The sequence below is a fragment of the Sinomonas sp. ASV486 genome (assembly GCF_030908215.1).
Taxonomy (GTDB): Bacteria; Actinomycetota; Actinomycetes; order Actinomycetales; family Micrococcaceae; genus Sinomonas; species Sinomonas puerhi.
Genome location: NZ_JAVFJK010000011.1, coordinates 60,298 through 86,371, shown reverse-complemented (window position 1 = coordinate 86,371; position 26,074 = coordinate 60,298). Strand labels below are relative to the sequence as shown.

The following is a 26,074-nucleotide window of genomic DNA, read 5'->3' as shown; positions in this document are numbered from 1 at the left end:
CATGGTCGATTTCCACAACGCGATCGAATTTCGCGGTGTCCGCGTCTCCTTCGGCGACTTCGTGGCGCTGCCGGACTACGCGCTCGAGGTCGGGGAGGGCGAATTCTTCACCCTCCTCGGCCCCTCGGGCTGCGGCAAGTCCACTGCGCTGCGCACCCTCGCCGGCTTCATCGCCCCCACCTCGGGCCAGGTCCGCATCGCGGGCCGGGACGTCACCAACCTGCCCAGCCACCGCCGGGACATCGGCATGGTGTTCCAGAATTACGCGCTGTTCCCGACCCTCTCCGTCGGCGAGAACATCGCGTTCGGCCTGAAGACTGCCAAGGTCCCGGCGGCCGAGGTCCGCGAGCGGGTCGCCGCGATCGCCCGCCAGGTCAACCTCACCCCCGAGCAGCTCGAGAAGAACGTCGCTGACCTCTCGGGCGGCCAGCAGCAGCGCGTCGCGATTGCCCGGTCCCTCGTGCTGCGCCCCAAGATCCTCCTCCTCGACGAGCCCCTCTCCAACCTCGACGCCGCCCTGCGCCAGCAGCTGCGGATCCAGCTCAAGGACCTCCAGGAGCAGTTCGGCATCACCACCGTCTACGTGACCCACGACCAGGACGAGGCCCTCATGCTCAGCGACCGCATCGCCGTCATGAACCAGGGCCGCATCGAGCAGGTGGGCACCCCGCAGGAGGTGTACCGGCGCTCCGCCACGGAGTTCGTGTGCGCGTTCGTGGGTGACGCCGTCCGCCTCGGCCCCGCACTCCTCGAGCGCCTCGGCACCGCCGGCGCGCACCTCGACCCGGCGCTGCCGTCCTACCTGCGCGTCGAGCGGATCCGCCTCGCCGGCCGGGCCGCACACGCGCACGACGCCGGTCCGGTCGCCTCGGGCGTCCGGATCCCTGGCCGCGTGGTGGGCCGCCGCTACCACGGCACGGCCAGCACCTACCGGATCGAGACGGGCACCGGTGAGCTGCGGGCGATCGTGCAGGAGTCCGGCGGCCACGATTATGCGCCGGGCGACGCCGTGACCGCCCTCATCGACCCGGTCGACGTGCTGCAGTACGGTCCGGACGGCCGGCTCCTGATAGCCGGAGCCGTGGCTCCTGAGCCGGCCGGGGCCCTGGTCACCGGAGTCTCGGCATGAGCGCCAATGCCCCGGTGCGGCAGCTGCTGCGCTCGCCGCTGTTCGTCGTGGTGGGCATCGTGCTCGTGTGGTTCTCGGCGGCGTTCCTCGTCTACCCCACCCTGAGGGTGCTCACCACCGTGTTCGCACCTGAGGGGCAGGTCAGCTTCAGCGCGTTCGAGCGGCTCCTCTCATCCCAGCGGGCGATGACGTCCCTGCGCAACAGCTTCCTGCTCGCCGTCGTGCTCTCGGTGACGGTCAACGCCGTCGGCATCGCGATCGTGCTGCTCACGCGGTACTTCGCGATCCGGGGCGCGCGCCTGCTGTGGCTCGGCTACGCGACCACGCTCGTGTACGGGGGAATCGTGCTCGTGGCCGGGTACAAGTTCATCTACGGCGAGCACGGTTTCCTCACGCAGCTAGCCGTGAACATCGTCCCGGGCCTCGACCCGGGCTGGTTCTCGGGCATGTTCGCGGTGGTCTTCGTCATGACGTTCGCGACCACGGGCCACCACCTCCTGTTCCTCGGCAACGCTCTGTCCAAGGTGGACTTCGGCACGATCGAGGCCGCCCGCATGATGGGCGCCTCGGAGTGGACGGTCCTGCGCCGCGTGGTCCTGCCCACCCTCATGCCCACGGTCTACGCCCTGACGATCCTCACGTTCCTCGGCGGCCTCGGTGCCCTCGCAGCCCCGCAGGTCCTGGGCGGGACGGACTTCCAGACCATCACCCCGATGATCCTGACATTCGCCAACGCACCTGCCTCCCGCGACCTCGCGGCCACGCTCGCACTCGTCCTAGGCCTCGCGACGGTGGTGCTCCTGGCACTGCTCAACCGGCTCGAGAAGGGCGGGACCTACTTCTCCGTCTCCAAGGTCCCAGCACCGATGCAGAAGCAGCGGATCGCCAACCCGTTCGCCAGGGCCGCCGCGCACGTGCTCGCCTACGCTTTGTTCGTGGTCTACGCCGTCCCGCCCGTGCTGATCGTTGTGTTCTCCTTCACGGACGCCGCGTCGTTCCAGAGCGCCTCCCTCACGTGGGGCTCATTCACGCTGGACAATTACGTGCGCGTGCTCACCGACTACGCCGCCCTGTGGCCGTTCCTCGTGAGCATCGGGTACGCGGCGGTCGCGACCGCCGTCGTCGTGATCGGGGTCCTGTTCGTGGCGCGGGCCCTCACACGGTTCCGCGGGCCCGTCGCCGCGGCGATCGAGTACGTCCTGCACATCCCGTGGATCCTGCCCTCCACGCTCATCGCGCTCGGGCTCATCCTCGCCTACGACCACAAGGAGTGGATCGTCGGGAACATGGTGCTCACCGGGACCGTCGGGCTGCTCGCGATCGCGTACATCATCCACAAGATCCCGTTCACGCTGCGCATGCTCAAGGCGGCGTTCACCGCGGTGCCGGACCAGCTCGACGAGGCGGCCGCGATCCTCGGCGCGGGCCAGTTCACCCGCTTCCGCCGCGTGATCCTGCCGATCGTGGCTCCGGCGGCCGCAGCCATCGCTGCGCTGAACTTCAACAGCCTGCTCGACGAGTACGACACCGCGGTGTTCCTCGCGCACCCGCTGTACCAACCGCTCGGCATCGTCATCAAGAACGCCACGAGCGAGGACACCATGAGCGATGCCACGGCGCTCACGTTCGTCTACACCGTGATCCTGATGGTCATCAGCGGCATCACCATGTGGCTCGTCTACGGGCGGGGAGCATCCGGCCCTGCTAAGCGGCGGCGTCGTGCGCCCGCGCCGGCCGAACCACGAGCCGAGCGGGCCGCCGAGGCCGCCGTCGAGCCCGCGCCCCACACCGAGCCGGCCCTCGCCGGCGCCCCGAAGGAGTAGAACATGTTCGGACAGGCCCGATTCGCCGAGGCCAACGCCCCCCTCAACGCCGCGCTCGCCGCAGCGCGGCCGCTCGTTGCCGTGCACCGCGGCACGGGCCTTGGGACGATCGCGGAGAACACCTCCGCCGCCGTGACCGCGGCACTGCGGCAAGGGGCCGAGATGGTCGAGATCGACGTCGTGCAGTCCACGGACGGCGAGTTCTTCCTCTTCCACGACGGCTACGAGCCGATGCACTTCGGCGTGGAGAAGAACATCCGCACGATGAGTGCCGCCGAGATCCGCGCGCTCGAGTACCGGTGGTGCTCGGACGCCGCCGGCGTGCGGTACGGCGTGGCGGAGCTGGCCGACGTCGTGCGCGCCCACCCCTCGGCCCTGTTCAACGTGGACCGCTCATGGTGGTTCTGGCCCGACCTCCTGCCGACCCTCGACCGGCTCGACGTCCTCGGGCGCGCCGTCCTCAAGTCCCCGGTCGAGGACGAGTGGCTCGGGCTGCTCGATGCGCACCCGGTCAAGCACGCGTTCGCGCCCATGGTCCGCAGCCACGAGGACGTGATCCGCGTTCTCGCCCTGCCGGAGATCAACACCGTCGGGTTCGAGCTGCTCGCCGAGTCCCCGGACCATGAGTTCGCGCAGGCCGGCTACATCGAGTGGCTCCACTCGCGCGGGTGCTTCGCGCTGCTGAACGCGATCAACCTCAACAACCGCGTGCCGCTCTTCTGCGGCTGGGACGACGAGACCTCGGTCCTCGCCGATCCGGACCTCGGGTGGGGCCGGCTCGCCGCCCTCGGCGCAGACGTCATCCAGACCGACTGGCCAGGCCTGCTCGTGCCGTGGCGCGATGCGCTCGGAGTGGAGCGCGCGAGCGAGCCGGCGACGGCGTGAGCCGGGGCGGCCGATGAGGACGACGGCCAGTAGAGTGAAGCGCATGCCGCGCGACGCCGAGACCCCGGGTGCCGCCGTCGGGTCGCCGCTTGCCGTGCGCATGGACGACGTCGCCGAGCGGGCACAGGTCTCGCGAGCCACCGTCTCGAGGGTCCTCATGGGAACCGCACGGGTCTCGGAGGCCACCCAGGTGCGCGTCCTCGACGCGATGCGCGAGCTCGGCTACGTGCCCAACACGATCGCCCAGGGGCTCGCCGCCCGGCGCACCGATCTCGTCGGGCTGCTCCTGCGCGACCCCCGGAACCCGGCCTACGGCCTTCTTCACGCCGAGGTCCAGACGGAGTCCGCGCGCCATGGACTGCAGCTCATCAGCGTGGTGCCCACGCCCACCGAGGGGGTCGAGGACGAGCTGGCAGGGCTGCGTCGGCTCCTCGGCCTGCGGGTTGGGGGGCTCATGGTCTCTACGGGGGTGATCCGCGCGGCGGATCTCGAACCGTTCCTCGACGCCGTCCCTGTGGTCTCCGTTGGAAGGATCGAGGAGCACCCTGGAATCTACGGGGTCAGCTACGACGAGGACGCGAACGCCGCGATCGTTGCCGGGCGGGTGGCCGAAGCGGGCCACCGCTCCGTCGCGGTGATCATCCCGGGCATCAGGGTCTCGACCGCCGAGAACCGGCGGGGGCACGGGATGGCGGCCGATCTCGAAGGCCGTGGCCTCGATGTGCACCGCGTCGAGGCGAACAGCTTCGGAACGAACGTCGACGGGTACGACGATGTCGTGTCCCTCGTGCGCGCAGGATCCATCACCGCAGCACTCTTCCCCTCCGACTGGCGGGCCCTTGGCTTCCTGGACCGTGCCGACGCCGAGGGGCTCCGCGTGCCCGAGGACGTGTCGGTCACCGGCATCGACGGCGTCATGCCGGGCATCGAACGGATGGGGCTGACGTCACTGCGCATCCCGGTGCACGAGGTGGCCGTCCGCGGCGTCGAGGTCCTCGGCCGAATGGTCCGGGACCGGGGGAGTGTGGAGATCCGCCATGAGCGCTTCCCCGGGACTTTCCTTCCAGGGCGCACCCTCGGGGCGCCGCCACTACGCTGAGCTTGCCTAGAACTATTGAAGCTTCAACTAAAATAGGCGTATCATAGATCTATGACCGCCGAGAAGCCTCCCGTCCTGTTCCTCTCCCACGGCGCCCCGCCGCTCGCCGACGATGCGCTGTGGACGCGCCAGCTCGCCGACTGGTCCGCGACCTTCGGCAAGCCCAAGGACATCCTCATGGTCTCGGCCCACTGGGAGAACGCCCCGGTCTCGCTGAGTGCCACCGAGCGCCGCCAGGAGCTCGTCTACGACTTCTGGGGCTTCCCGCAGAAGTACTACGACGTCCGGTATGACGCGCCGCTCGCCCCCGAGCTGGCCAATGAGGTCGCGAAGCTCACCTCGGACCACGGGCACCATGTCGAGCGGGACGAGAGCCGCGGGCTTGACCACGGCGCCTACGTGCCGCTCAAGGAGATGTTCCCCGGCGCCGACGTCCCCGTGGTGCAGATGTCCATGCCGACCCTCGATCCGCGCGGGCTCTTCGAGCTCGGCCGCACCCTCGCGCCGCTGCGTGACCGCGGCACGCTCATCGTCGGCTCGGGCTTCACGACCCACAACCTGCACTGGTTCAACCCCGCCGCGGGCCCGGACGGCACCCCGCCGGCGGCGTCCTCCGAGTTTGACCACTGGGCCGAGGAGACCATGGCTGCCGGAGACGTCGACTCGATCCTCGACTTCATCCACAAGGCGCCCGCCGCCCGCCAGGCGCACCCGCGCTCTGAGCACTGGGCCCCGCTCTATGTGGCCCTCGGCGCGGCCTCCGAGTCCGGCGGGATCGAGGCGAAGACGGCGATCGAGGGCTTCTGGTTCGGCCTGTCCAAGCGGTCCTGGACGCTCAGCTGATCTGATCTGATCGAAGCGAGGGGGCCGCAGCGCGAGGCGGCATGACGCACGACGGCGAGTGGTCGCCGTCGTGCGCCATGTCCGCCGGTGCGGTGAGGTGCTTCGCGAGGCGCCTGACGCGAGGTTAGACGTCGAGGCACCAGTCGATCTGGATGGTCGCGCCGCGGGCAAGGTAGGGGTGGCCCGCGAGGAGGTCGCGCGCCTCGGCGAGTGACTTGGCCTCGAGGATCGAGAAGCCCGAGATCTCCGCCGGTGCGGCGGCGGCGCCGGACGCGAGCTGGCCGGCGAGGTACACGGGTGCCCCGGGGTCTACCAAAGCGTCGCCGAGCGCCTCGTCGGCCCAGGCATGGAAGGCGGCGCGGTTAGCGGCGACGACATCCGGTGAGGGGTGAGGCATGTTGTGGTACGTGATGAGGAAGCGTGCCATGGTGATCGTCCTTCCGCGGTGGTGGCGCCACACTATCGTCACGGACGCCGTGCCGGTCAGCCGCCGCGCCGCGGGGTGTACCGGTGCTGGGCGAGGCTGCGGCGGCGAGGGCGTCGAGCACCGCGCCCTCGGTTACGGTGCGGGACTTTGTGAGCTGCACGGATGCGGGCAGGAGGTGTCTGCGTGGAGTGATGCATCTGTTCGTCACATCGGCGCCACGTCGCCCCGTTAGCATGTCCCCCGCGGGATCCCGCGAACACCCGAAGAGGAAGTTGCACCCATGAGCAGCGAGACGATCGAGTTCGACAACAAGTGCGCCTTCGCCGTGATGGTCGGCGGAGCCGCCAAGGCGCCGGAGGCCAAGCCGGCGCACAGCGTCTCCCGGGACGGTAAGACTTTCGGCTTCAGCGGCGCCGTGCCGAAGGCCCTGTTCCAGATCATCCCGGGCAGCGCCAACCGTGCGCAGCGCGCGTGGGCCAAGGCCCAGGCCTGATCACAGACGCCTTCAGTGCGCGGCCAGTCGGCAGGGTGTCTACCCTGTCCGCCTGGCCGCGCATGCGTCTGTGCGCGCCAGTGCACCGGGGCGATCGGACGCGGCGCACGACGGCGGTTCCTCGCCTGGTGCGGTCGGCGGCCCTCGTAGTCGCTGAAGACCTGGACCTTGGCGGCGGAGGCAGAGGCCGGGTCGAACGTGTACCCGATCCACTCGCGGGCGAGCCGGCGGGCGAGCTCGAGCCCCACGACGCGCTGGCCCATGTTGAAGTCCTCGGTGAGCAAGGTCCCGGCCCCGTTGCGGCAGTGCCGGCGGCCTAGGCCACGGTGAGCCGCAGGGGCAGGCTGGACCACGAGCGGAGGGTGTTGTTGAGGTGCCGCCGCGGGGTCCCCGCGAGCTCGATGGCCTCGACGCGCCGGGCGAGTGCGCCCATGACGGCGGTGGCCTCGGCCCGCGCGACGTGCTGGCCCACGCATTGGTGGAGGCCGAAGCCGTAGCCAACGTGCCCGGACGGGTCGCGGTCGACGTCGAACACGTCCGGGTCCTGCCAGCGACGGGGATCGCGGTTCGCGGCGCCCAGGAAGAGGACCGCCTTGGAACCTGCCGGGATGACTGTCCCGCCGATCTCGACGTCCCGGGTCGCGGTCCGGAAGAAGCTCTGTACGGGGGACTCGAGCCGGACGGCCTCGTCGAAGGACCCCCGGATGAGTGCGGGCTGGCGGCGCAGCCGCTCCCACGCACGGGGATGGGTCGCGACGGCGTGGAGGAACGCGGCGATCCCGTTGACGGTCGTGTCCACGCCTGCCGTGAGGAGCGAGCGGACTATGAGGGGTGCCTGCTCGTGGGTGATGTCGCCGCGGTCGGCGGCCTCCCAGATCTGCGCCCCGAACCCGCTGTCAGAAAGGGCCTCCCGGGCGCATCGCGAGGCCACCCAGCCGGAGAGCGGGCCGACTCTCTCGGCGTCGCGTTCGACGAGCGCGTTCCGCGGCCCGAAGGCGTTGAACGCCATGTCCCCGTAGGGCAGCAGATTCTCGCGGCCGTCGGGCCCGATGCCCACGGCGTCGGGGAAGACGCGCAGGGGATGGGCCCCGGCGAGGTCCGGGACGGCGTCGAACTCGAGGGTGCCGCCGGAGGCCCGGGCGAGCAGGGTGTCGACGAGCTCGGCGGCGTCCGCCTCCCACGCCTCGCGCAGCCTGGCGAGCTGCCGCGGCCCGAGGATGGTCGTGAGCACGGCACGGGGCGCGTCGTGGTGCGGCGGGTCCGCCTCGAGCAGGAGGCTCGGCGGACGCCACGGGGCCTCGGTGCGGAAGTTGGCGAGGCCTACCCCCGCGCCGGACTCGAACGACTGCCAGTCCGTCAGCGCGGCCTGCACCTCCGCGTGCCGGCCCATGGCGTAGACCCCGTACTTGGCGAGGACGACGACGGGCCCCGCCTCCCTGAGCTCGTGCTGGAACGGCAGGGGGTCGGCGAGGACGCGCGGACCGAACGGGTCGGCTCGAGGTTGGGCAGGGTGGTGGCAGCGGTGGGCATGGTGGGGGGGCTCCTGGAGTGGCGAAGGCTGAGGGAACGGATAGGGGCGGCTGGATCGCGCTAGACGTCGAGCACGAGCCGGTCGGAGCACGAGCGCGAGACGCACGGGAACATGCACGTGTTGGCCCGCCGCTCGGCGGGGCTGAGGATGGAGTCGCGGTGGTCGGGGGCGCCGTCGAGCACCGCCACCTCGCAGGTCCCGCACGTGCCCACTCGGCATGAGCTCAGCACGGCCGCGCCTGCCGCTTGGATGGCGTCGAGCACCGTGGTGCCCGGTGCTACGGTGACAGTCGCGCCGGAGCGTGCCAGCACGACGTCGAACGCCTGCGCCCGGGCGGGCTCACCCTGTTCCGCCGCGGCGAAACGCTCTACGCGGACCCAACCTTCGGGCCAACGGTCCGCCTCTGCTGCGGCGAGGACCCCATCGAGGAGGCGCTGTGGGCCGCACGCGTAGACCTTGGTGTCAGCGCGAGCTGGACCGATGGTCGCCCTGATGTCCGAGGGCCCGGCCTCGTCCTTGGCGAGGACCGTGACGCGTTGGCCGTGGGGCACGAGCTCGTCGAGGAACGCCATGGTGGAGCGCGAGCGGCCCAGGTAGAACAGGTGCCAGTCGGCGCCCAGGAGTTCTGCCTGACGGATCATCGGCAGCAGCGGAGTCACGCCGATCCCTCCCGCGACGAAGACGTACCGGGGCGATGGGACGAGGCGGAAGGTGTTCCGTGGGCCGCCGAGTCCCACGGTGTCGCCTGCGCGCAGCGTGTCGTGGATCGTCGCCGATCCACCCCGGCTCGCCGGGTCGCGCAGCACGCCGATCCGGTACGCGTGGGCATCCCAGCGGTCCCCGCACAGGGAGTACTGGCGCATGGTGCCGTCCGCGAGCACGAGGTCGACGTGCGCCCCGGGCGTCCAGTCCGGCAGCCGCCTGCCCTCGGGGTGGGCGAGAGTAAGCGCAACGACGCCGTCCGCGGCGCGTTCGACGGCGGTGACGACGGCCTGCTGGTCGGCGGCACGCTGGTCGGTGGTGCGGGCCGTGCCGGACGGCTTCGCTGCTCGGTTGGGGCGCGGAGCGGCTTCGGCTGTCAGTGTCATCTCGGCTCCTTTGCTCGAGGTCATCTGAGCCGATTCTGAGATGCGGGTCACATCCGCTGCCAGTCAGTTCTCAATGGTTGAGAATTGCAGGCTGCGGAGCGTTAGGAGGAGGGTGGCGCCGCCGTCCGCATGGCGCGAGTGATGGTGAGGGCCGCGGCCTGGAGGAGCGGCACGCGGGCGAGGGCGACGTCGTCGTTCGGAACGATGAGCGAGAGCGCCGCGACGACCGTCCCGTCGGGATCCCGGAGCGGGACTGCAATGCCCGCGGCGTCCTCGTGGACGTGGCCGCGGAGGAGCGCGAAGCCCTGGCGGCGGGCTTCGGCGATGGCCCGTCGGAGCCCCTCGGCGCTCGTGATGGTCGCCTCCGTGAACCGTTCGAGGCGGGCGGACACGGCTCGCTCCCGCACCTCCGGCGTGGCGTGGGCGAGCAGGACCAGCCCGGACGACGACGCGTGGGCGGGCAGGCGTCCGGCCGTGCGGGAGTAGTTGATCACCGCGCCGGGGGCCCCGAGGCGTTCGAGGAAGAGCACCTCCTCACCGTCCAGCACCGCGAGCTGGACATGATGGCCCATGACCTTGCGGAGGTCCTCCATGACCGGCAGGGCAGCCTCGCGCAGGCTCAGCGTGGGCGCGGCCCGTGTGGCGACCTCCCAGAGCCGCATGCCGAGCCGGAGGCGGCGCTGGGGGTCACGGGCGAGCCAGCCCAGCTTCACGAGCTCCTCGGCCAGGCGGGACGCGGTGGCGAGGTGCAGGCCCGTGCGCTGGGCGATCTCGGTGACGCTGAGCACCGGGTGCGCGGCGTCGAACGCCTCGACGACGCGGGCGCCGCGGGCGAGGACAGACTCGCCGGTGGGGGTGCGCGGCACGGCTACACGCAGTGGGATGTGACGCTCATGAACGGAATGCTAGCCGCACCGACCGGGAGGTTCCGTGGATTGGATCTCGCGGCTGATGGAAGGCGGAGACGGTGGAAGACAGAGAGCCTCCCCGGGAAGCGGCCCTGGCGGGCCGCTTCCCGGGGAGGCTGCGCCCAGCCGTCCTTCGGTCAGGCGGCTCGGCTCACTTGGCCTTGGGTTCCTTGCCCATGGAGTGGAAGAGCTGGGTGGAGGAGAGGGCGTTGAAGGGCATGGGGATGTTGTGCTCGAGGCCCTTGAGGTGGGCGGCCTTGAGGTCCTTCAGGAGCACGGCGAGGGCCGTGTCCGCGGTCCATTCGGAGACGGAGTCCCAGTTGCGGGCGACCCAGCTGTCCCCGGTGCTGGCCTTGAACAGGTTCAGCAGCTCGTCCTGGGGCAGGCTGTAGTGCGCACCGAAGGTGAGCCCTTCGGCGACGGCGTTCATGGTGATGCCCAGGACGAGGTTGTTGACCAGCTTCGCGGCCTGGCTGTTGCCCGGCTGGGCGCCGTAGTAGAAGACGTTGGAGCCGACGGCGTCGAAGTACGGGCGTGCCGCCGTTACTCGGTCCTCGTGGCCGGAGGCCATGATCGAGAGGGTGCCGGCCTGGGCTCCGGTCGCGCCGCCGCTGACGGCTGCGGCGATGAGCTTGACGTCCCCGGCGGCCTCGACCTTCTGGCCGAGCTCGTTCATCGTGTCGGGGTCCAGGGTGCTCATGACGATGATCGTCAGGCCCTTCGGGACGGCGGAGAGGAGCCCGTCCTCGCCGAGGATGACGTCCAGGTTCTGGGCGTAGTCGCGGACCATCGAGATGACGGTGTCCTCGGCCTGCGCGGCGACGTCCTTCAGGCTCGCGGCGATGGTGATGCCGGCGGCCTTGGCCTTGACGCGGCTGCCCTCGAAGGCGTCGTAGCCGATCACCTCGAACCCGGCCCTGTTCAGGTTCACTGCCATGGGAAGTCCCATGGTCCCCAGTCCGACGAAACCGATTCTCTTGCTCATGATGAGGTGCCTTTCAGTGGGTGTTGTGTTTTGATCTCGGCTGTCATGGTTCCCTGTGAACGCTGACCGCTCAGGCAAGGCCAGTGCTGGCCAGGATCACCAGGATGACGATTCCGATGTAGTGGGGTACGTGGAGGCTGATGAAGGCTCGGACGAAGGACTGTCTGAGCGTGAGCCGTGCCAGGCCGTTGAACACGGCCAGGAACCCGTTGTGGGGGAACAGGGACGTTCCAGCGGAGATCGCGATGGCGCGGTGGACGGTCTCGGGGCTGAGACCGAGGTGCAGATACGCGGGGGCGAACGACTTGACGGCAATCCCCTCCGCTCCCACGGATGATGCGCTGATCCCTGCCAGGACCATGGTGCCCACGCTCAACGAGATGTAGGGGTTTCCCGGAATGGACAAGATGGCGTGGAACACCGAGGAGAAGGCCGGAACGCCCACGGCGAAGCTGCCGAACGCAATCGTGCTGCCGGTGGCCAGGACAGAGGTCAGCGAGTCGGCGGTCCCCTGGTTGATGACGTCCTTCTGCTTGATGTATCGACGGAACAGCACCGCACTCAGCACGATCGCGGCGAGGAGCGCGTAGATGATGATCTGGCTCACAAAGCTCAGGGCAAGGATGAGGGCCAGAAGGACGACGATCGGAAGGATGCTCACCAGGAAGGACGGGCGCTCGCGGGCGAACATGTCAGTGCCGCCCATGCTTCCCTCGTCGCCTTCGAACTTTTCGTTCTTCCTCAGGCTCCGGGCCAGAGCGACCTTCATGTAGATGAGGAGGAAGGCGACTGCCGCCACGCTCGTGAGGGCGCCGACCAGTGGTGCCGCGGTCAGCGGTGTCCCCAGAGCGTTGGAGAGAACGACGTTGTGGAGGGAAGGGGACCCGGGGATCATCGTCATGGTGTAGGTCGCGCCGCCGCCGAAGATCGGGATGATGACGAGGCCCCAGGAGATGTTGTAGCGCTTGAAGATCGGCAGTGCCATGGGGATCAGGATGAAGATCACGACGAAGACGTTGATGCCGCCGAAGGTGAGCACCGAAGCGATCACGAACAGCGAGACCAGCGCTCGGTAGGGGCTGCTGGTTCCTACGAGGGACATGAGCTTCTCTGCAATGGAGAGCGCGGCGCCGCTCTTGTCCATGTACTTCGCCAGGATGGCCCCGAAGAGGAACACCGGGAAGTTGCTCAGCATGAACGAGGCGAGCCCCGACATGTAGGACTTCTCCGGTCCGAACATGCTTCCGATGAAGGGCATGCCGTTGAACAGGATGACGACCATCGTGGCCACGGGAGCGGCGATCACGAGGCTGTACCCCTTGTAGATGGCGTAGACAAGAAGGGCCAGGCCCACAACGATGCCAATCAAGCCCAGTGCGGTCATCGTGACTCGCCTCTGTTCACAGTGCTCATGACTTCCTCAGTTCAGGGGCCTCTTTGGTGGGGGCCCGACTCCGCGTGGCCGGCTGGATGGGTTGCCTTCCAGTCGCTTCCGCGCCAATTGCTTCCGTAGAAGATAGTTGCACTACGTAGCGTTTCGAAACAAGGAAATATGCCGTGATGTTGGCCATGGGATCCTGTCTGGCGCGCCACAATGGCCGGTTCTGCGGTGCCATATTGCTTCCAAGGAAGCTAATGTGGTGGGGGTCAGCGAGCGATAGATGGGAGACACGACACCGGTGGACATCCAGGCATCGACTGGCAGCGAACCCGTGGAGCTCTGGGGCCGTGTGATCAACGGCTTCGATGTCACCAATAGGCGGATCCAGCGGGCCATCCAGCGCGAACTGTCCCTGAATGAGGCGGAGGCGCAGGTCATGCTCAACCTGCTCAGGACTCCGGACCGCCGCGCGCCGATGGCGAAATTGGCCCGCGCCTCGTCCTTCACCACGGGCGGGTTCACCAAGCTCGCCGACAAGATGGCCCGCCGCGGGCTCGTTGCCCGCGCCGCCTGCGACGACGATCGGCGCGTCACCTTTCTCGAGTTCACGCCGGAGGGGGCCAAGGTGGCGGACGATCTGCTTCGGCTGGTGGAGCGGATCAATCACGAGGCATTCATCGACGTCCTCGGCGAGGATCGGGCGCGCCAGGTGGCCCAGGCCATGACCGAGCTCTTCCGCGCCAACTCGGAGCACGCATCCTGATCGCCGCCAGTGCCTCAAGCACTCCACGCAACGCAGTGCAGCGCCGCACCGCGGCACGCCATTCTCCCTCAGAGGGAGAGGCATGCTGCGGTGCGGCGCTGCGGGGCTCGGTGCCGAGTCCGACTCAACCGCCGAGGTCGGCGGTCAGCAGCCCTCGTAGTCGCTGAGCACCTGGACCTTGGCCGCGGAGGCAGAGGCCGGGTCGAACGTGTACCCGATCCACTCGCGCGCCAGCCGGCGGGCGAGCTCGAGCCCCACGACGCGTTGGCCCATCGTGAGGATCTGGCAGTTGTTGGACAGGACCGAACGCTCCACGGAGAACGAGTCGTGGGCTGTCGCGGCCCGGATGCCCGGGACCTTGTTCGCCGCGATCGCGACGCCGAGCCCGGTCCCGCAGAACAGGAGGGCCCGGTCTGCCCGGCCCTCGCTGATCATCTGTCCGGCCGCGAGGCCCACGTACGGGTACGGGCGGGTGAAGTCGTCGGCCTCGCGGCGTACGCCGATGTCGATCACCTCGGCCACGCGAGGGTCCGCCTCGAGATCCGCCAGCAGGGCGTCCTTGTAGTCCACCCCGGCCTCGTCGGAGCCGATGACGATGCGCAGTCCGCTCGTCGCGAGACCTGTGTTCTGCCCGCTCATGCGGACACCTCCTCGTAGTTGGCAGCAGCGATAAGTGCCGGACCGAGTGCCGCGAACACCGCGGCGAGCGATGTCGCGCCAGGATCCGGCGTGCCCACGCTCTTCTCGGCGAGCGGTCGGGCCCTGCCCTTGAGCGGCCTGAGCCCCGCGGTTGCCGCCGCGGCGGACTCGGCTGCGCCGCAGGCGTCCGCCCACGCATCGGCAAGGCTGGCCCCGCGCACGACGGCGCGCTGCAGCTCGGTCTCGAACGGCACCAGCGCGTCCACGAGCGTCTTGTCGCCCGGCTGCGCCCCGCCGAGTGCGGCGATCCGGGCGGAGAAGGCGGCGACCCCGACTGAGACGCCCGCGGCGTCCGGCACCTCGAGGTCCCCGATCGCCTCGCCCCACGCGCGCAGCCCGGCGCCCCACAGGACCCCAGAGGTCCCGCCGGCCCGGTCTGCCCACGCGTCCCCGGCCGCGGCCAGGACCGATCCGGCCCCTCGCCCGGCTTCGAGCGCCCCACGCGCAGCCAGGAGCGCGGCCCCCGCCCCGCGGACCATGCCGCGGCCGTGGTCGCCATCGCCCGCAACGGCGTCCAGCGCCCCGAGCTGCGCCTCGAGCTCCACGAGCCGCGCGGATGCCGCGCGGAGAGCCTCGACGCACGCCGCGGCGTACCCGCGCGAGTCTTCGGAGGACGGCGCGACCTCCTCAGCGGCGGCCGGCCCGGCGCCGTCGTCCGCGGACTCTACGGCAGTACCGGCGGCGACCGATCCTCGCCGGAACGCAGGCGTCTCGGCGGGCGCGAGCCAGAGCTCCTCGAGCTCGTCGTCGAGCCAGGTGACCGTGAGCGAGACCCCGGCCATGTCGAGGCTCGTGACCAGCTCGCCGACCTCCGGCGCGACGATCTCGTACCCAGCCTCGCGCAGCAGTGGCGCAACGGTGGCCCACAGGACGAACAGCTCCTCGTGCTTCGTGCTGCCGAGCCCGTTGAGCAGCACGGCGATCCGCGCGCCGGCGCGATCAGGTGCGGCGCCTTCGGGCGCGCCTTCGGGCGCCTCCGCGAGGACGCCCTCCACGAGCGTGCGGCCGAGCTCCGCGGCCGTGGGCAGCGGAACGTCGCGCAGGCCGGGCTCGCCGTGGATCCCGAGGCCGAGGCCCATGTGCCCCTCCGGCAGCGTGAACAGCGGGGCGTCGGCGCCGGGGAACGTGCAGCCCGAGAACGCGGTGCCGAGGGTCCGGGTGCGCTCGTTGGCCTTGCGGCCCACGCGCACCACCTCGTCGAGGTCCATCCCCGCCTCGGCGGCCGCGCCCATGGCCTTGAAGACCACGAAGTCGCCCGCGATCCCGCGACGGCGTTCCGACTCGGCGGCGGGGGCGGATGCGATGTCGTCCGTGACGAGGACGTTCTCGGCTCGGATTCCCTCGGCAGTGAGACGCTCGGAAGCGAGGCCGAAGTTCATGACGTCCCCGGCGTAGTTGCCGTACGTGAACACGACGCCGGCGCCGGACTCCGCGGCGCGGGCCACGGTGTAGGCCTGCTGGGCCGAGGGCGAGGTGAAGATGTTGCCCACCACGGCTCCGTCGGCGAAGCCCGTGCCGATGAGCCCGGCGAAGGCGGGGTAGTGGCCCGAGCCGCCCCCCGCGAGGACGGCGACCTTGGGCTCGGCGGGGCGGCGCCGGCGGACGGCGCCGCCGGGCACCTGGCGGACGAGGCCCGCGTGGAGGTCGCAGAAGCCCGCGAGGGCTTCGTCGGCGAAGTCCGCGGGGTCGTTGGAGAGGCGCGTCATGGGTGTCTCCTGAAGGACAGAGTCTGGCGGGGACGGATCAGTGGATGTGGCTGCCGCCGTTGATGTCCACCGTGGTGCCGGTGAGGTACGAGGCGCCGTCGGACGAGAGCCACGTGATGACCGAGGCGATCTCCTCGGTGCTCGCGGTGCGGCCGAGGGGGATGTCGCGCGCGATGGCGGCCTCCTGCTCGTCGGTGCTGCCCACGCGGATGTTGGTGTCGACGGCGCCGGGCGTGATCGCGTTGACGGTGATCCCGGTGGGAGCGATCTCACGGGCGAGAGCCTTCGTGAAGCCCAGGATGGCGGCCTTCGCGGCCGAATACGGGACCTTGCCGAACACCCCGCCGCCGCGCTGGGCGGACACCGAGGACATGTTCACGATGCGGCCCCAGCCGGCCTCGATCATCGCCGGCAGGAACGCCTTCGTGACGAGGTAGGTGCCCGTGGCGTTGACGGCCATGACCTTGTTCCACAGTGCGAGGTCCGTCTCGAGGAACGGCACGGGGGAGGTGATCCCGGCGATGTTCGCGAGCGCGCCGACCACGGGCAGGCGGCCCGCCCCGACCTCGGCGGCGACAGCGGCTGCGGCAGCGGCGACCGAGGCCTCGTCCGCGACGTCGACCTCGTGCCCGAACGCGGGCACGTTGAACTCGTTCGCGATGTCCTGGGCGGTCTTCGCGGACTTCTCGCCGTCGAGGTCCAGGATGACGACGCCCCAGCCCTCGCTGGCGTAGCGGCGGGCGGTGGCGACGCCGATGCCCTTCTCGGACGTGGCCCCGGTGAGGATGGCAGTGCGCTGGATGCTGGTCATGGTGGTTCCTTCTGGTTGCTCTAGATGAGATCGGTGATGAAGCTCGCGGCCTTCGCGGCTGCTGCGGGGCGCTCGTCGTGGGTGAGGTCGTGGGCCTCGAGCTCGAGCGAAAAGTGCCCGTCGAAGCCCGTCTCGCGCAGGGCGGCGAGCGCGCCGGCGAAGTCCACCGCGCCGTTGCCGATGCTGAGGTTGATGTTCCCGGGCACGGCGTCGCGGAGGTGGACGTGGGAGATCCCGTTCCCCGCCCGGCCGGCGAGGGCAGCGATCGCGTCCTCCGGCGGGCTCCCCGACGCGACCACATGGGAGAGGTCGACGACGTGCCGAACCCCGGTGCCCTCGAGCCGGTCGGCGAGGGCGAGGGCCCGGTCGAGGGTCCCGCACAGGCGGTAGTAGTGCAGGGACTCGGTCCAGAGTTCGACGCCGAACGCGGCCGCGCGCCTGCCGGCTGCGGCGAGCTGGGCTGCTACGAGGTCGAGGTCGTCGTCGAGGGTGCGCACGGGCTCGGGGCTCAGCGCCCCGCACGGGAGCACGAGGGCCCGGGCGCCGACCGTCCGGGTGAGGGTGAGGAGACGGTCGAGGTGCGCGGCCCGCTCGGTCAGGGCGCCGGCGTCGTGCGCAGAGTCGAGCGCATCTTCGAGGACCGCGTTGAGGTCGCCGATGTCCCCGTTCACCGAGCGGACGCGCAGGCCAGACTCGGCAACGCTGGCGGCCACCTCGTCGATATCGGCGTCCGTGAGTCCGTACGGCACGTGGTCGCACACTCCGGGCAGTGCGCCGAGGTCGATCTCCTCGAAGCCGAGGCCCGCCATAGTGCGCAGCGCGTCGGCGAGTGGCAGGTGCCGGAAGCTGATCGACGAGCAGCCGAGTCGGTCGTGGAACATCAGTGGTCCTTCTGGGGGAAACAGGGCGGGGGACACAGGGCGGTGGGCGGGGGAACAGGGGGCGGTGTGACCTCAACCACGGTACGGCCGCTAACTGTCAACAGTCAACCCTTAAAGTTGACTGTTGACATTGAAGGGTGATGCACCGCACACTGGCATATCATGTCGACTGTCAACAACGACGGCGGCAGAGTATCCCCCTCCGGAAGGAACGCAATGAGCAACGAGGCTCTGGCCATGCGCGGCCCGGTCCACGGCACCAAGGACGCCAAGCGCGTCGCCGTGGGCTCCGCCGTAGGTGCCGTCATCGAGACCTACGACTTCATCGGCTTCGGCACCGCCGCCGCACTCTACTTCGGCACGGCCTTCTTCCCCGGCGCGGATGCCGTCACGGGCACGCTGGCGTCCTTCGCCACGCTCGGCGTGGGCTTCGCGGCCCGTCCGCTCGGCGGCATCATCGGCGGCCACCTCGGCGACCGGCTCGGCCGCAAGCCCGTCCTCGTCGCCTCCCTCGTCCTCATGGGCCTCGCGACGTTCCTCATCGGCCTCCTGCCGACCTACGCCGCGGTGGGCGTCCTCGCCCCGGTGCTGCTCGTCACGGTGCGCATCATCCAGGGCCTCGCGTTCGGCGCCGAATGGGGCGGCGCGATCCTCATGAGCTACGAGCACGCACCGTGGCGCCGCAAGGGCGCCGTGACCGGCATCGTCCAGGCCGGCTTCCCCGTGGGCCTCCTGCTGGCCAACCTCGTCTTCCTCTTCAGCGTCCAGCTCGGCAACGAGTGGGCCTGGCGCATCCCGTTCCTCTCGAGCATCGCCCTCGTCATCGTGGGCCTCATCATTCGGTCCAAGGTGCCGGAGTCGCCCGTGTTCGAGGAGGTCAAGGAGCGCGGCGAGATCGCCAAGTCGCCCATCGCCCAGGTGGTCCGCGAGGACTGGCGCAACATCCTGCGCGGCATCGGCCTGCGCATCGCCGAGACCGCGGGCTACGCCGTCTCGATCACGTACATGATCTCCTACATCAACTCCACCAAGCTCGCGGACAAGAACCAGACGCTCATCGCCCTCTGCATCGCCGCCGCGATCGGCATCATCGCCACCTGGAAGTGGGGCGCCCTGACCGATAGGGTCGGCCGCCGGCCCGTCTACATCTGGTCCACGGCGTTCGCCGTCCTGTTCGGCGTCCCGATGTTCCTGCTCGTCAACACCGGCATGTTCATCTTCATCGTGGCGACCATCGTGATCGCCTACGCCGTCTGCCAGAACTCCCTCGCCGGTGCCCAGGGCGCCTGGTTCCCAGAGCTGTTCCAGGCCAAGACCCGCTCCTCCGGCGCCTCGCTCGCCTACCAGATCTCGGCCATGGTCTCCGGTTTCACCCCGTTCATCACGACGCTCCTGTTCGTGAGCTTCGGCTGGATCGGCCCGGCGCTGCTCTTCAGCCTCTACGGGGCGATCGGCCTCTGGGCCGCGCTCGCGACCCGCGAGACGTGGGGCCAGCGCGAGCGCGAGGCCGCCGAGCGGATCTCCGCCGAGACGCCGCTGCCCGAGCACATCCACGCATGAACGCTGCCACGACCACGATTCCGGAAGGACACCCCATGACCCCGAGCACCGCCGTCGAGGCGAGCCGAGGCACCCACCCGGGTGGCGGCGTCGAGCGCCGCACGGCCGTCGAGGCCGCCGCCTACCGCATCCGCCGCAACGCCCTGTTCATGGGCGAGGTCCAGGGCCAGGGCTACGTGGGCCAGGCCCTCGGCGCCGCGGACATCCTCGCCACGGTGTACGCGGACCAGCTCCGCTTCCGCCCCGAGGACCCCGAGTGGGAGGGGCGCGACCGCTTCCTGCTCTCCACCGGCCACTACGCGATCGGCCTCTACGCGGCGCTTGCCGAGGCCGGGATCATCCCGGTCGAGGAGCTCGAGACGTACGGCTCGGACGGCTCTCGCCTGCCGATGTCCGGGATGTCCACGTACACGCCCGGCATGGAGATCTCGGGCGGCTCGCTCGGGCACGGGCTCACGATCGCCGTGGGCCTCGCCCTCGGGCTGCGCTACCGGGGCAACCAGGCCCGGATCATCAACTTCCTCTCCGACGGCGAGCTCGACGAGGGCTCGACGTGGGAGGCCGCGATGGGCGCCGCGCACCATCGCCTCGGCCGGCTCACCGCCGTCGTGGACATCAACGCGCTCCAGGCCGACGGTGCCACCGAGGGCGTGCTGCGCACCGAGCCGGTCGCGGACAAGTGGGCCGCGTGCGGCTGGCGCGTGTTCCGCGTGGACGGGAACGACGTCGGCGCGCTGCTGGAGGCGTTCGACGCCGCGGGGTCGACTGCCGCGGACGACGGCGACGGCGCACCCGCCGTCGTGCTCTGCGACACGAAGGTGGGCCGCGGGGTTCCGCTGCTCGAGCAGCGGGAGAAGGCGCACTTCATGCGGATCGAGGAGCACGAGTGGGCCATCTGCAATGAGCAGCTGGACGCCGGCTGGGCAGCACGCCGCGACGGCATCGAGGGCGCAGCGCGTCAGGAGGAGAAGGCATGAGCACGGCAGCAGTGGCAACGGGCGCGACGCCGAGGCTCAAGACCTCGGCCATGATCGCCTCGTTCGCGGACGCGGGCCAGAAGACGGCCCCGGCCCCGTTCGGACACGCGCTCGCGGCAGCCGCCGAGGCGGATTCCCGGATCGTCGGCCTCACGGCGGACCTCGGCAAGTACACCGACATGCACGTCTTCGCCGAGGCCCACCCGGACCGGTTCTTCCAGATGGGCATGGCCGAGCAGCTGCTCTTCGGGGCTGCCGCAGGGATGGCCGAGGCCGGGCTCGTACCGTTCGCCTCGACGTACTCGGTGTTCGCGGCGCGCCGGGCCTACGACTTCATCTGCCTGGACATCGCGGAGCCGAACCTCAACGTCAACATCGTGGGCGGGCTGCCCGGCCTGACCACCGGGTACGGTCCCTCGCACCAGGCGACTGAGGACATGGCGATCTTCCGCGGCATGCCCAACCTCACGATCGTGGACCCGTGCGACTCCTTGGACATCGCCCAGGCCATCCCGCAGCTCGCGGCCTCGGAGGGGCCGACGTACCTGCGGCTCCTGCGCGGCAAGGTGCCCACCGTCCTGGACGAGTACGACTACACGTTCGAACTCGGCAAGGCCAAGGTCCTGCGGGGCGGGCGCGACGTCGTGCTGGTCTCTTCGGGGCTCATGACCATGCGGGCGCTTCAGGCGGCGGCCGAGCTCGAGAAGCACAAGGTGGATGTCGCCGTCGTGCATACCCCTACGATCAAGCCGTTCGACGAGGCGACCGTCCTCGCCGAGCTCGCGGGGGATCGGCTCGCGGTGACGCTCGAGAACCACACCGTGGTCGGCGGGCTGTTCGAGACGGTCGCGTCGGCGCTGGTCCGTTCGGGCCAGACCCGCCGGGTGGTGCCGATCGGCCTGCCGGACGAGTTCCTCGACGCCGGTGCGCTCCCCACGCTGCACTCGAAATACGGGCTGAGCGTGGACCGGATCGTCGCGAAGGTCCTCGCGGAGCTCGGCTGACGCGAGGTCATGAACGCGGGCATGCGTGGATCCGAAGGGGGCCCACGCATGCCCGTATCATCACTGTTAACGACTGCCGGATGACAGTCGACAATCTCCCGGGAGGGTGACATGGCCGTTGCAGCATCCCTGCTGGGGCTCGAGAAGAAGAGCCTGCGCGAGCAGGCCGTAACAGCCCTGCGCCGCGCCATCACGTCCGGCGAGCTCACGCCGGGCCAGCACCTCGTCGAGACTGAGCTGTCCGAGATGCTCGGCATCAGCCGCGGAACCCTCCGCGAGGCCTTGCGCCAGCTGGAGCAGGAGGGCCTCGCCACGGCCGGACCGCGCGGGCGGCTCAGCGTGCGGCATCTCGACGCCAAGGAGATCCGGGACATCTTCGCCGTGCGCGGGGCCCTCGAGTCGCTCGCCGCCCGCACGCTCATCGAGCAGCCGCGGCGTGCCAAGGCCGTGGGAGAGCTGCGCGACGCGCTCGAGCACATGGACGCGGCGGCGGGGTTCTCTCTCGAGGACCGGATCGAGGCCGACCTCGACTTCCACCGCCTCCTCTGCAGGCTCTCCGGGAACGAGACGCTCCTGCACCAGTGGCAGTCCCTCGAGGGCTCGATCCGCATGTCCATCATGTTCGCGGGCCTCGAGCGGGCCACGAGCAACATGAGCGTGGACCGCCATCGCGCCATCGTGGACGCTGTCGAGTCCGGCGACGCCGCGACTGCCCGCGAGACGATCCTGACCCACATGGACTCCGCCTCGGACAATCTCGTCAGCGAGACTCGGGAGCCGGCGGTCCGCTGACCGCAGGCCCCTCCCGGGGCTCAGGCGATAAGCGAGTGTACCGCCGCGTAGACGCCCCACAGCCCTGCCGCCGTGAGTACCGCGAGGTACGCGAGCACGAGCCGCGTGTCCCGGAGATAGCACTTCGAGCGCGTGAGCCCGGCCCGGCGCGCCTTCCAGTACCCGGCGAACCCCACCGCCCCGAACACGACGAGCGCCACCGGCCCCGCAATCCACCCGAGCAGCGCGATCGTCGCGAAGATGCACAGCCGGAGGGGGTCGAACGGCGCGGCGGTCGCCGGTGCGGTGTCGAGCTCGGACGACGCCGGCGGGTCGCCTTCCGCGCCGATCGCGGGCGACGGCGGCTTCGCACCTCCCGCTTCGACGAGGCGTGACGGCGTCGGGCCGGCCGCGATGCGGCGCGCGGCAGCGGCCCGCTCGTCCTGCTCGCTCACGGGGTCTCCAAGGTCGAGAAAACCGGCTCGTGACGGATCACGGGGAGCCCCAGGCCGGTGGCCTGGCCGCCGGCGCGATGCCCCGTCGCTGTGCTCATCCGCTGCCGTGACAGCTGCGGCCAGGCCTGGACGGCGCAGAACGGAGCGCACTGGTGGGCGCCGTCGTCCGACTTCGTGCCCACGTGCACGCAGCACTGCATGAGCCGCTCCTCGATCATCGTCGAGATGTCCATGAACGGCTTGACCGTGATGCGCGTGACCCGCTCGGCGAGCAGCTTCCGCAGCCGCTGGTACTGCCCGGGGAGCGAGCCCACCGCGAGCGTTGTGAGCGTGCCGATGCCGAGATCGCACTGCGTGCAGATGTTCTTCCACAGCTCCGCGGTGCTCGGGTGGGACAGGGAGGACTGCTCACTCAGGAGGTCGAGAAGGGAGGACTTCATCATCGAGCGGAGGCCGAGCGGGAGCGCGCTGTCGGCAATGCGGTTCGCGATGCTGTCCGGATCCAGTTCGAGCCACTGGAGCAGGCGGTCGTGCCCGATGAGCTCGGTCAGCGAACGCCACACGCCGGAGTCGTCCTTGAGCATGTAGCCCACCGAGGCGCAGTGCGGGTGCGAGCACGGAAGGGCGGTGAGGTCGTGCCACGAGACCGCGCCGCCGGTCTGCTCCTCGAGCCGGGCCAGCACGCCGCCGTGGGTGAGCCGGTCCATCGAGTCGATGCCGTGGCCGCGGCCGGAGCCGAAGACCGGCTGGAGCGCGACCCCGCCCATGAAGGGGGTCTCGAGGGCGCGGAGCACGACGTCGCCGATCTCGCCGTCGTTCACGCCGAGGGTCGCGGTCATGGTGAGGGTCGTGAAGACGCCGGCCTCGGAAAGCCGCGAGATGGCGGCGTCCTTGATGCGGGTCAGGTCCCCGCCGCGGTGGTACACGGAGGACTCACGGGATGGCCCGTCGTACTGGAGGTAGACCTCGACGCGCTCGCGGTGCTTGGCGAGGAGGTTCAGGAGCCCGTCGTCGTTCGCGATGAGGACGCCGTTGCTGTTGACCATGATGCGCACGATCGGCCGCGCCACGAGCTCGTCGAGCAGCTCCTCGAGGTACGGGTAGAGCGTGGGTTCGCCGCCGGAGAGCATGAGCACATCAATGCGGCCGTTCTCGCGGGACAGCCGCGTGTCCACGTTGGCCAGGACCTCCGCCAGCGGGGCGACCCCCTGCAGCTGCGGGCCCGACGCCGTGAAGCACGTGGGGCAGCGGAGGTTGCAGTGCTCGATCACGTCCTGCAGGAGGATGCACGTGTGCTGAGTCTGCATGGCCGGCAGCCCGTAGGCGTAGGCCTCGGGGATCGGGCGGTAGTTGCCGGCGGCGTCCGGCACGTGTTGCTTGGTGGGCGCCTGCCACTTCTCGAGGTACGTGAGGATCTCGGGCGACTCGTCGTACATCGTCCGGACCAGGCCGTGGTCGGGGCACCCGCGTTCGAGCCACACGCGCCCGTCCCGCACCATGAGCGCCCCCGCGAGCCTCCTCACCTCAGCGAGGGCAGGGTTCTCCTGATGGCACTCCGGGCAGAAGGCGGTGACATACCGGTGGATCCGGTCGCCGCGCAGCGGCTGCCCCGGGCCGAGCGGCGCGCGGCTGGCTGCGGCATCCTGTCTCGCCGGTCTTCCCCAGCGTCCCCGCGGCTCGTCGCCGCTCATGCCTGCCTCATCTGGACGAGGACGCCGACGCAGACCTCGCCGCCGAGGAGGAGCCAGATGCCGAAGGCGATCAGCAGTCCCGAGCCCGTCCGCGAGGTCCTCCGCAGCACCGCGAGCACGACGGCGAGGACCAGGTACGCGATGAAGATGCTCCAATACGTGACCTCCACCGACACGGGAGCGCTATACGGGCCCCTCGGCCCGATGGCGGGAAGCATCGAGAGGCCCACCACATACAGGAAGATGAGGCCGAGGGCGGCCGCGGCCGGCATGGAGCCGCCTCGCGGAGGCTTCGGCCCATCGCCCCCGGGAGGCCGCGACCCCTCGGAGGGTGGCTCCGACGGGGGAGGAGCGGGAGGTAGGGCCTCGCCGTCGTCCGGGGGCTTCTCGGTCACGCGGTCTCTCCTTCCATTCCGGCCAGGGCCGGAATCGTGGCCGGGCGGGTGAACACCTTCCACACGCGCCACGCGAGCAGCGGCAGCATCGCGAGCAGGAACCACTGCGGCCGGCTCATGCCGAGCCACAGCTCGTCGTTGCCCCGCACAAACTCGACGCCGAAGCGGAACAGCGCGTAGGCCGCTACATAGCAAACGAACAGGTCGCCCGAGCGGCGCACGCGGTCCCGGTAGCGGAGCATGAGCGTGAAGGCCACGGCGTGGAACGCGATCTCGTAAAGGAACGAGGGGTGGAGCCCCACCCCGGCCTGGGCACCGAACATCGCAGCCTGGTCAGGGGTGAGCACGAATCCCCAGTCCCCGCCCGTCGGCGTGCCGGGCAGCTCGGTGAGCAGGCACCCGATCCGGCCGATGGACATGGCCAGCGCCACGGACGGCGCGAACAGGTCCCCGGTGGAGATGCGGTACCCGATGAGCCGTTTGCCGAGGTGCACGCCGAGCCAGGCCCCGACCAGCCCCGCGAGGATGCTGCGGTCGCCGTCGACCCACCACTCCACCGGTGAGACGGGGCGTGTGGGGTCCCACGTGATACGCGAGCCGATGGCCCCGAAGGCGAGTGCAAAGCCTGCGAGCGTCCACAGCCGAGGGTCGCTGAGGCCTCGGCGCCGCTTCTCGAATGCGTAGAAGACGAGTGCGGCCGCGATGCCGAGTCCCATGAACACGCCATGCACCAGACCGTTGCCCGCGAACGGCAGCCCCGTCGTCATGCGCACAGACTAGGGCCCCGGAGCCTCAACGGGTAGTACCAAGCGGCCGCGTCCTGACGCGGCTTCGGGCCGAGTCGTCAGCCGACCTTCACTTCCCCGCCGCAGCCCCGGCCTTCCCCGCTGCAACCCGCTTCGCCCCGGCCCGCCCCACGAAGTGGTCCATCGTGTGGTTGATGCCGAAGAAGTCTGCCACCCGGTCGAACGCCCGGGTCGGCAGGAAGCGCATGAGCGGCACGAGCCGGGCGAACGGCGGCAGGATGATCTGCTCGCGGCCGGACTCGATCCCGTCGATGACCTTGAGGGCTACATCGTGTTCCTCGAGGATCGGCAGGAGAGCGGGGAACTTCGTCTCGACGCCCTCGAACATGCCGGTGTTGATGTAGTACGGGCACACCACGAGCGTGCCGACGTCATGCCCGTCCGCGCGCAGTTCCGCCCGCAGCGACTCCGTGAAGCCGAAGGCGCCGAACTTGCTCGCCGAGTAGTCGGTCTGGCGGGCGACGCCGACCAGCCCGGCCGCGCTCGCGATCGTCACCACGGTGCCCCGGCCGCGGGCGATCATTCCCGGCAGGAAGGCCCGCGTGACCCAGTAGAGGGCCAGCACGTTGACCTCGAGGGTCCGGCGCAGGGCGGACTCGCTCGCCTCGAGCAGCGTCTGCCCGGACACGACGCCGGCGTTGTTCACGACGACGTCCACGTCACCTGTCTGCCGGGCAGCCTCTGCGACGTGGGCGGTGTCAGTGACGTCCACGGGGTACGAGCTGGCGAGGCCCCCGGTGGCGACGATCTCCGCGACGACCGCTGCGGCGCCGTCGGCCGAGAGGTCCCAGATGACCACCTCGGCGCCGCGTCGGGCGGATTCCAGAGCCATGAGGCGGCCGATCCCGGAGGCTCCTCCGGTGATCAGGACGCGGGTGCCACGCAGGCGGGTTCCTCGGTACATGTGATGTAGGTTACCAGCGAGTAGCATCGGTCGCGCCCTGCATGCGGAGGAAGTCCGGC

General features: G+C 70.2%; 26 protein-coding genes and 1 pseudogene. 11 read left to right on the top strand and 16 right to left on the bottom strand.

The window, feature by feature from the left end:
* Position 1: 1 nt before the first annotated feature.
* From RBS60_RS15585 to RBS60_RS15565, 5 genes are read left to right on the top strand one after another with little or no spacing between them, the layout of a single operon-like run.
* Entirely contained in the window at positions 2-1,129 is a 1,128-nt protein-coding gene (locus tag RBS60_RS15585) for an ABC transporter ATP-binding protein (RefSeq protein WP_307958498.1), read from the top strand.
* Positions 1,126-2,952: an iron ABC transporter permease gene (locus RBS60_RS15580; RefSeq protein WP_307958497.1), complete on the top strand. Its 1,827-nt coding sequence runs from the start codon at positions 1,126-1,128 to the stop codon at positions 2,950-2,952. The genes RBS60_RS15585 and RBS60_RS15580 overlap by 4 nt, the downstream gene beginning before the upstream one ends.
* Before the next feature lie 3 nt (positions 2,953-2,955).
* On the top strand, positions 2,956-3,837 hold the full coding sequence (locus tag RBS60_RS15575; RefSeq protein ID WP_307958496.1) for a glycerophosphodiester phosphodiesterase family protein: 882 nt from the start codon (positions 2,956-2,958) through the stop codon (positions 3,835-3,837).
* 43 nt (positions 3,838-3,880) lie between these two features.
* A complete protein-coding gene (locus RBS60_RS15570; protein ID WP_307958495.1) occupies positions 3,881-4,936 on the top strand; it encodes a LacI family DNA-binding transcriptional regulator in 1,056 nt (351 codons plus the stop codon).
* 51 nt (positions 4,937-4,987) lie between these two features.
* Complete coding sequence (locus RBS60_RS15565) at positions 4,988-5,779, top strand: class III extradiol ring-cleavage dioxygenase (protein ID WP_307958494.1); 792 nt, start codon at positions 4,988-4,990, stop codon at positions 5,777-5,779.
* A 124-nt stretch (positions 5,780-5,903) separates the two neighbouring features.
* Here RBS60_RS15565 and RBS60_RS15560 read toward each other — a convergent pair whose 3' ends face one another.
* Positions 5,904-6,206, bottom strand: a complete 303-nt coding sequence (locus RBS60_RS15560) for a hypothetical protein (RefSeq protein WP_307958493.1) — start codon at positions 6,204-6,206, stop codon at positions 5,904-5,906.
* A 280-nt stretch (positions 6,207-6,486) separates the two neighbouring features.
* Between RBS60_RS15560 and RBS60_RS15555 the strand changes: the two genes are divergently transcribed.
* The gene (locus RBS60_RS15555; protein ID WP_307958599.1) at positions 6,487-6,699 is read left to right on the top strand and encodes a hypothetical protein; all 213 of its coding nucleotides are present in this window, start codon (positions 6,487-6,489) and stop codon (positions 6,697-6,699) included.
* 140 nt (positions 6,700-6,839) lie between these two features.
* Here the strand turns inward: RBS60_RS15555 and RBS60_RS15550 are convergent.
* From RBS60_RS15550 to RBS60_RS15525, 6 genes and pseudogenes are all read right to left on the bottom strand, one after another.
* Positions 6,840-6,962 (bottom strand): annotated as a pseudogene (locus tag RBS60_RS15550) (D-erythrulose-4-phosphate isomerase 1); the annotation flags it as partial.
* A gap of 53 nt (positions 6,963-7,015) precedes the next feature.
* Positions 7,016-8,089: a cytochrome P450 gene (locus tag RBS60_RS15545; protein WP_307958492.1), complete on the bottom strand. Its 1,074-nt coding sequence runs from the start codon at positions 8,087-8,089 to the stop codon at positions 7,016-7,018.
* Between the two features lie 200 nt (positions 8,090-8,289).
* Positions 8,290-9,318, bottom strand: coding sequence for a PDR/VanB family oxidoreductase (locus tag RBS60_RS15540; RefSeq protein WP_307958491.1), 1,029 nt, complete (start codon positions 9,316-9,318; stop codon positions 8,290-8,292).
* Positions 9,319-9,419: 101 nt separating this feature from the next.
* Complete coding sequence (locus tag RBS60_RS15535) at positions 9,420-10,184, bottom strand: IclR family transcriptional regulator (protein WP_307958490.1); 765 nt, start codon at positions 10,182-10,184, stop codon at positions 9,420-9,422.
* A gap of 193 nt (positions 10,185-10,377) precedes the next feature.
* Positions 10,378-11,289 (bottom strand): NAD(P)-dependent oxidoreductase, encoded by a 912-nt coding sequence (locus RBS60_RS15530; RefSeq protein ID WP_307958489.1) that lies wholly within the window; start codon positions 11,287-11,289, stop codon positions 10,378-10,380.
* Positions 11,282-12,595 (bottom strand): SLC13 family permease, encoded by a 1,314-nt coding sequence (locus RBS60_RS15525; protein ID WP_307958488.1) that lies wholly within the window; start codon positions 12,593-12,595, stop codon positions 11,282-11,284. Before RBS60_RS15525 ends, RBS60_RS15530 begins: the two co-directional genes overlap by 8 nt.
* A gap of 277 nt (positions 12,596-12,872) precedes the next feature.
* On the opposite strand from RBS60_RS15525, the gene RBS60_RS15520 reads away from it, so the two are divergent.
* Positions 12,873-13,355 carry a MarR family winged helix-turn-helix transcriptional regulator gene (locus tag RBS60_RS15520; RefSeq protein WP_307958487.1) on the top strand — a complete coding sequence of 161 codons (483 nt, stop codon included), beginning with the start codon at positions 12,873-12,875 and terminating at the stop codon, positions 13,353-13,355.
* 144 nt (positions 13,356-13,499) lie between these two features.
* Here RBS60_RS15520 and RBS60_RS15515 read toward each other — a convergent pair whose 3' ends face one another.
* The 4 genes from RBS60_RS15515 to RBS60_RS15500 are packed head-to-tail and all read right to left on the bottom strand — an operon-like array spanning position 13,500 to position 17,452.
* On the bottom strand, positions 13,500-13,994 hold the full coding sequence (locus RBS60_RS15515; RefSeq protein ID WP_307958486.1) for a ribose-5-phosphate isomerase: 495 nt from the start codon (positions 13,992-13,994) through the stop codon (positions 13,500-13,502).
* Positions 13,991-15,760: a dihydroxyacetone kinase family protein gene (locus RBS60_RS15510; protein WP_307958485.1), complete on the bottom strand. Its 1,770-nt coding sequence runs from the start codon at positions 15,758-15,760 to the stop codon at positions 13,991-13,993. Before RBS60_RS15510 ends, RBS60_RS15515 begins: the two co-directional genes overlap by 4 nt.
* Before the next feature lie 37 nt (positions 15,761-15,797).
* Entirely contained in the window at positions 15,798-16,571 is a 774-nt protein-coding gene (locus RBS60_RS15505) for an SDR family NAD(P)-dependent oxidoreductase (protein ID WP_307958484.1), read from the bottom strand.
* A 20-nt stretch (positions 16,572-16,591) separates the two neighbouring features.
* Complete coding sequence (locus RBS60_RS15500; protein WP_307958483.1) at positions 16,592-17,452, bottom strand: sugar phosphate isomerase/epimerase; 861 nt, start codon at positions 17,450-17,452, stop codon at positions 16,592-16,594.
* A gap of 216 nt (positions 17,453-17,668) precedes the next feature.
* On the opposite strand from RBS60_RS15500, the gene RBS60_RS15495 reads away from it, so the two are divergent.
* The 4 genes from RBS60_RS15495 (at position 17,669) to RBS60_RS15480 (ending at position 21,785) form a co-directional block, all read left to right on the top strand.
* Complete coding sequence (locus RBS60_RS15495) at positions 17,669-19,012, top strand: MFS transporter (protein ID WP_307958482.1); 1,344 nt, start codon at positions 17,669-17,671, stop codon at positions 19,010-19,012.
* A 35-nt stretch (positions 19,013-19,047) separates the two neighbouring features.
* Positions 19,048-19,989 (top strand): transketolase, encoded by a 942-nt coding sequence (locus RBS60_RS15490; protein WP_307958481.1) that lies wholly within the window; start codon positions 19,048-19,050, stop codon positions 19,987-19,989.
* Positions 19,986-20,993, top strand: a complete 1,008-nt coding sequence (locus RBS60_RS15485; protein WP_307958480.1) for a transketolase C-terminal domain-containing protein — start codon at positions 19,986-19,988, stop codon at positions 20,991-20,993. Before RBS60_RS15490 ends, RBS60_RS15485 begins: the two co-directional genes overlap by 4 nt.
* A 111-nt stretch (positions 20,994-21,104) precedes the next feature.
* Entirely contained in the window at positions 21,105-21,785 is a 681-nt protein-coding gene (locus RBS60_RS15480) for a GntR family transcriptional regulator (protein WP_307958479.1), read from the top strand.
* Positions 21,786-21,805: 20 nt separating this feature from the next.
* On the opposite strand, the gene RBS60_RS15475 is transcribed toward RBS60_RS15480, so the two are convergent.
* The 5 genes from RBS60_RS15475 to RBS60_RS15455 all read right to left on the bottom strand — a co-directional run bounded on the left by RBS60_RS15475 (position 21,806) and on the right by RBS60_RS15455 (position 26,015).
* Positions 21,806-22,219: a hypothetical protein gene (locus tag RBS60_RS15475; protein ID WP_307958478.1), complete on the bottom strand. Its 414-nt coding sequence runs from the start codon at positions 22,217-22,219 to the stop codon at positions 21,806-21,808.
* Positions 22,216-23,910 (bottom strand): radical SAM protein, encoded by a 1,695-nt coding sequence (locus RBS60_RS15470; protein WP_307958477.1) that lies wholly within the window; start codon positions 23,908-23,910, stop codon positions 22,216-22,218. The genes RBS60_RS15475 and RBS60_RS15470 overlap by 4 nt, the downstream gene beginning before the upstream one ends.
* The gene (locus RBS60_RS15465) at positions 23,907-24,182 is read right to left on the bottom strand and encodes a hypothetical protein (protein ID WP_307958476.1); all 276 of its coding nucleotides are present in this window, start codon (positions 24,180-24,182) and stop codon (positions 23,907-23,909) included. Before RBS60_RS15465 ends, RBS60_RS15470 begins: the two co-directional genes overlap by 4 nt.
* A 119-nt stretch (positions 24,183-24,301) precedes the next feature.
* A complete protein-coding gene (locus RBS60_RS15460) occupies positions 24,302-25,072 on the bottom strand; it encodes a prolipoprotein diacylglyceryl transferase family protein (RefSeq protein ID WP_307958475.1) in 771 nt (256 codons plus the stop codon).
* Between the two features lie 88 nt (positions 25,073-25,160).
* Positions 25,161-26,015: an SDR family oxidoreductase gene (locus RBS60_RS15455; protein WP_307958474.1), complete on the bottom strand. Its 855-nt coding sequence runs from the start codon at positions 26,013-26,015 to the stop codon at positions 25,161-25,163.
* Positions 26,016-26,074 lie beyond the last annotated feature (59 nt).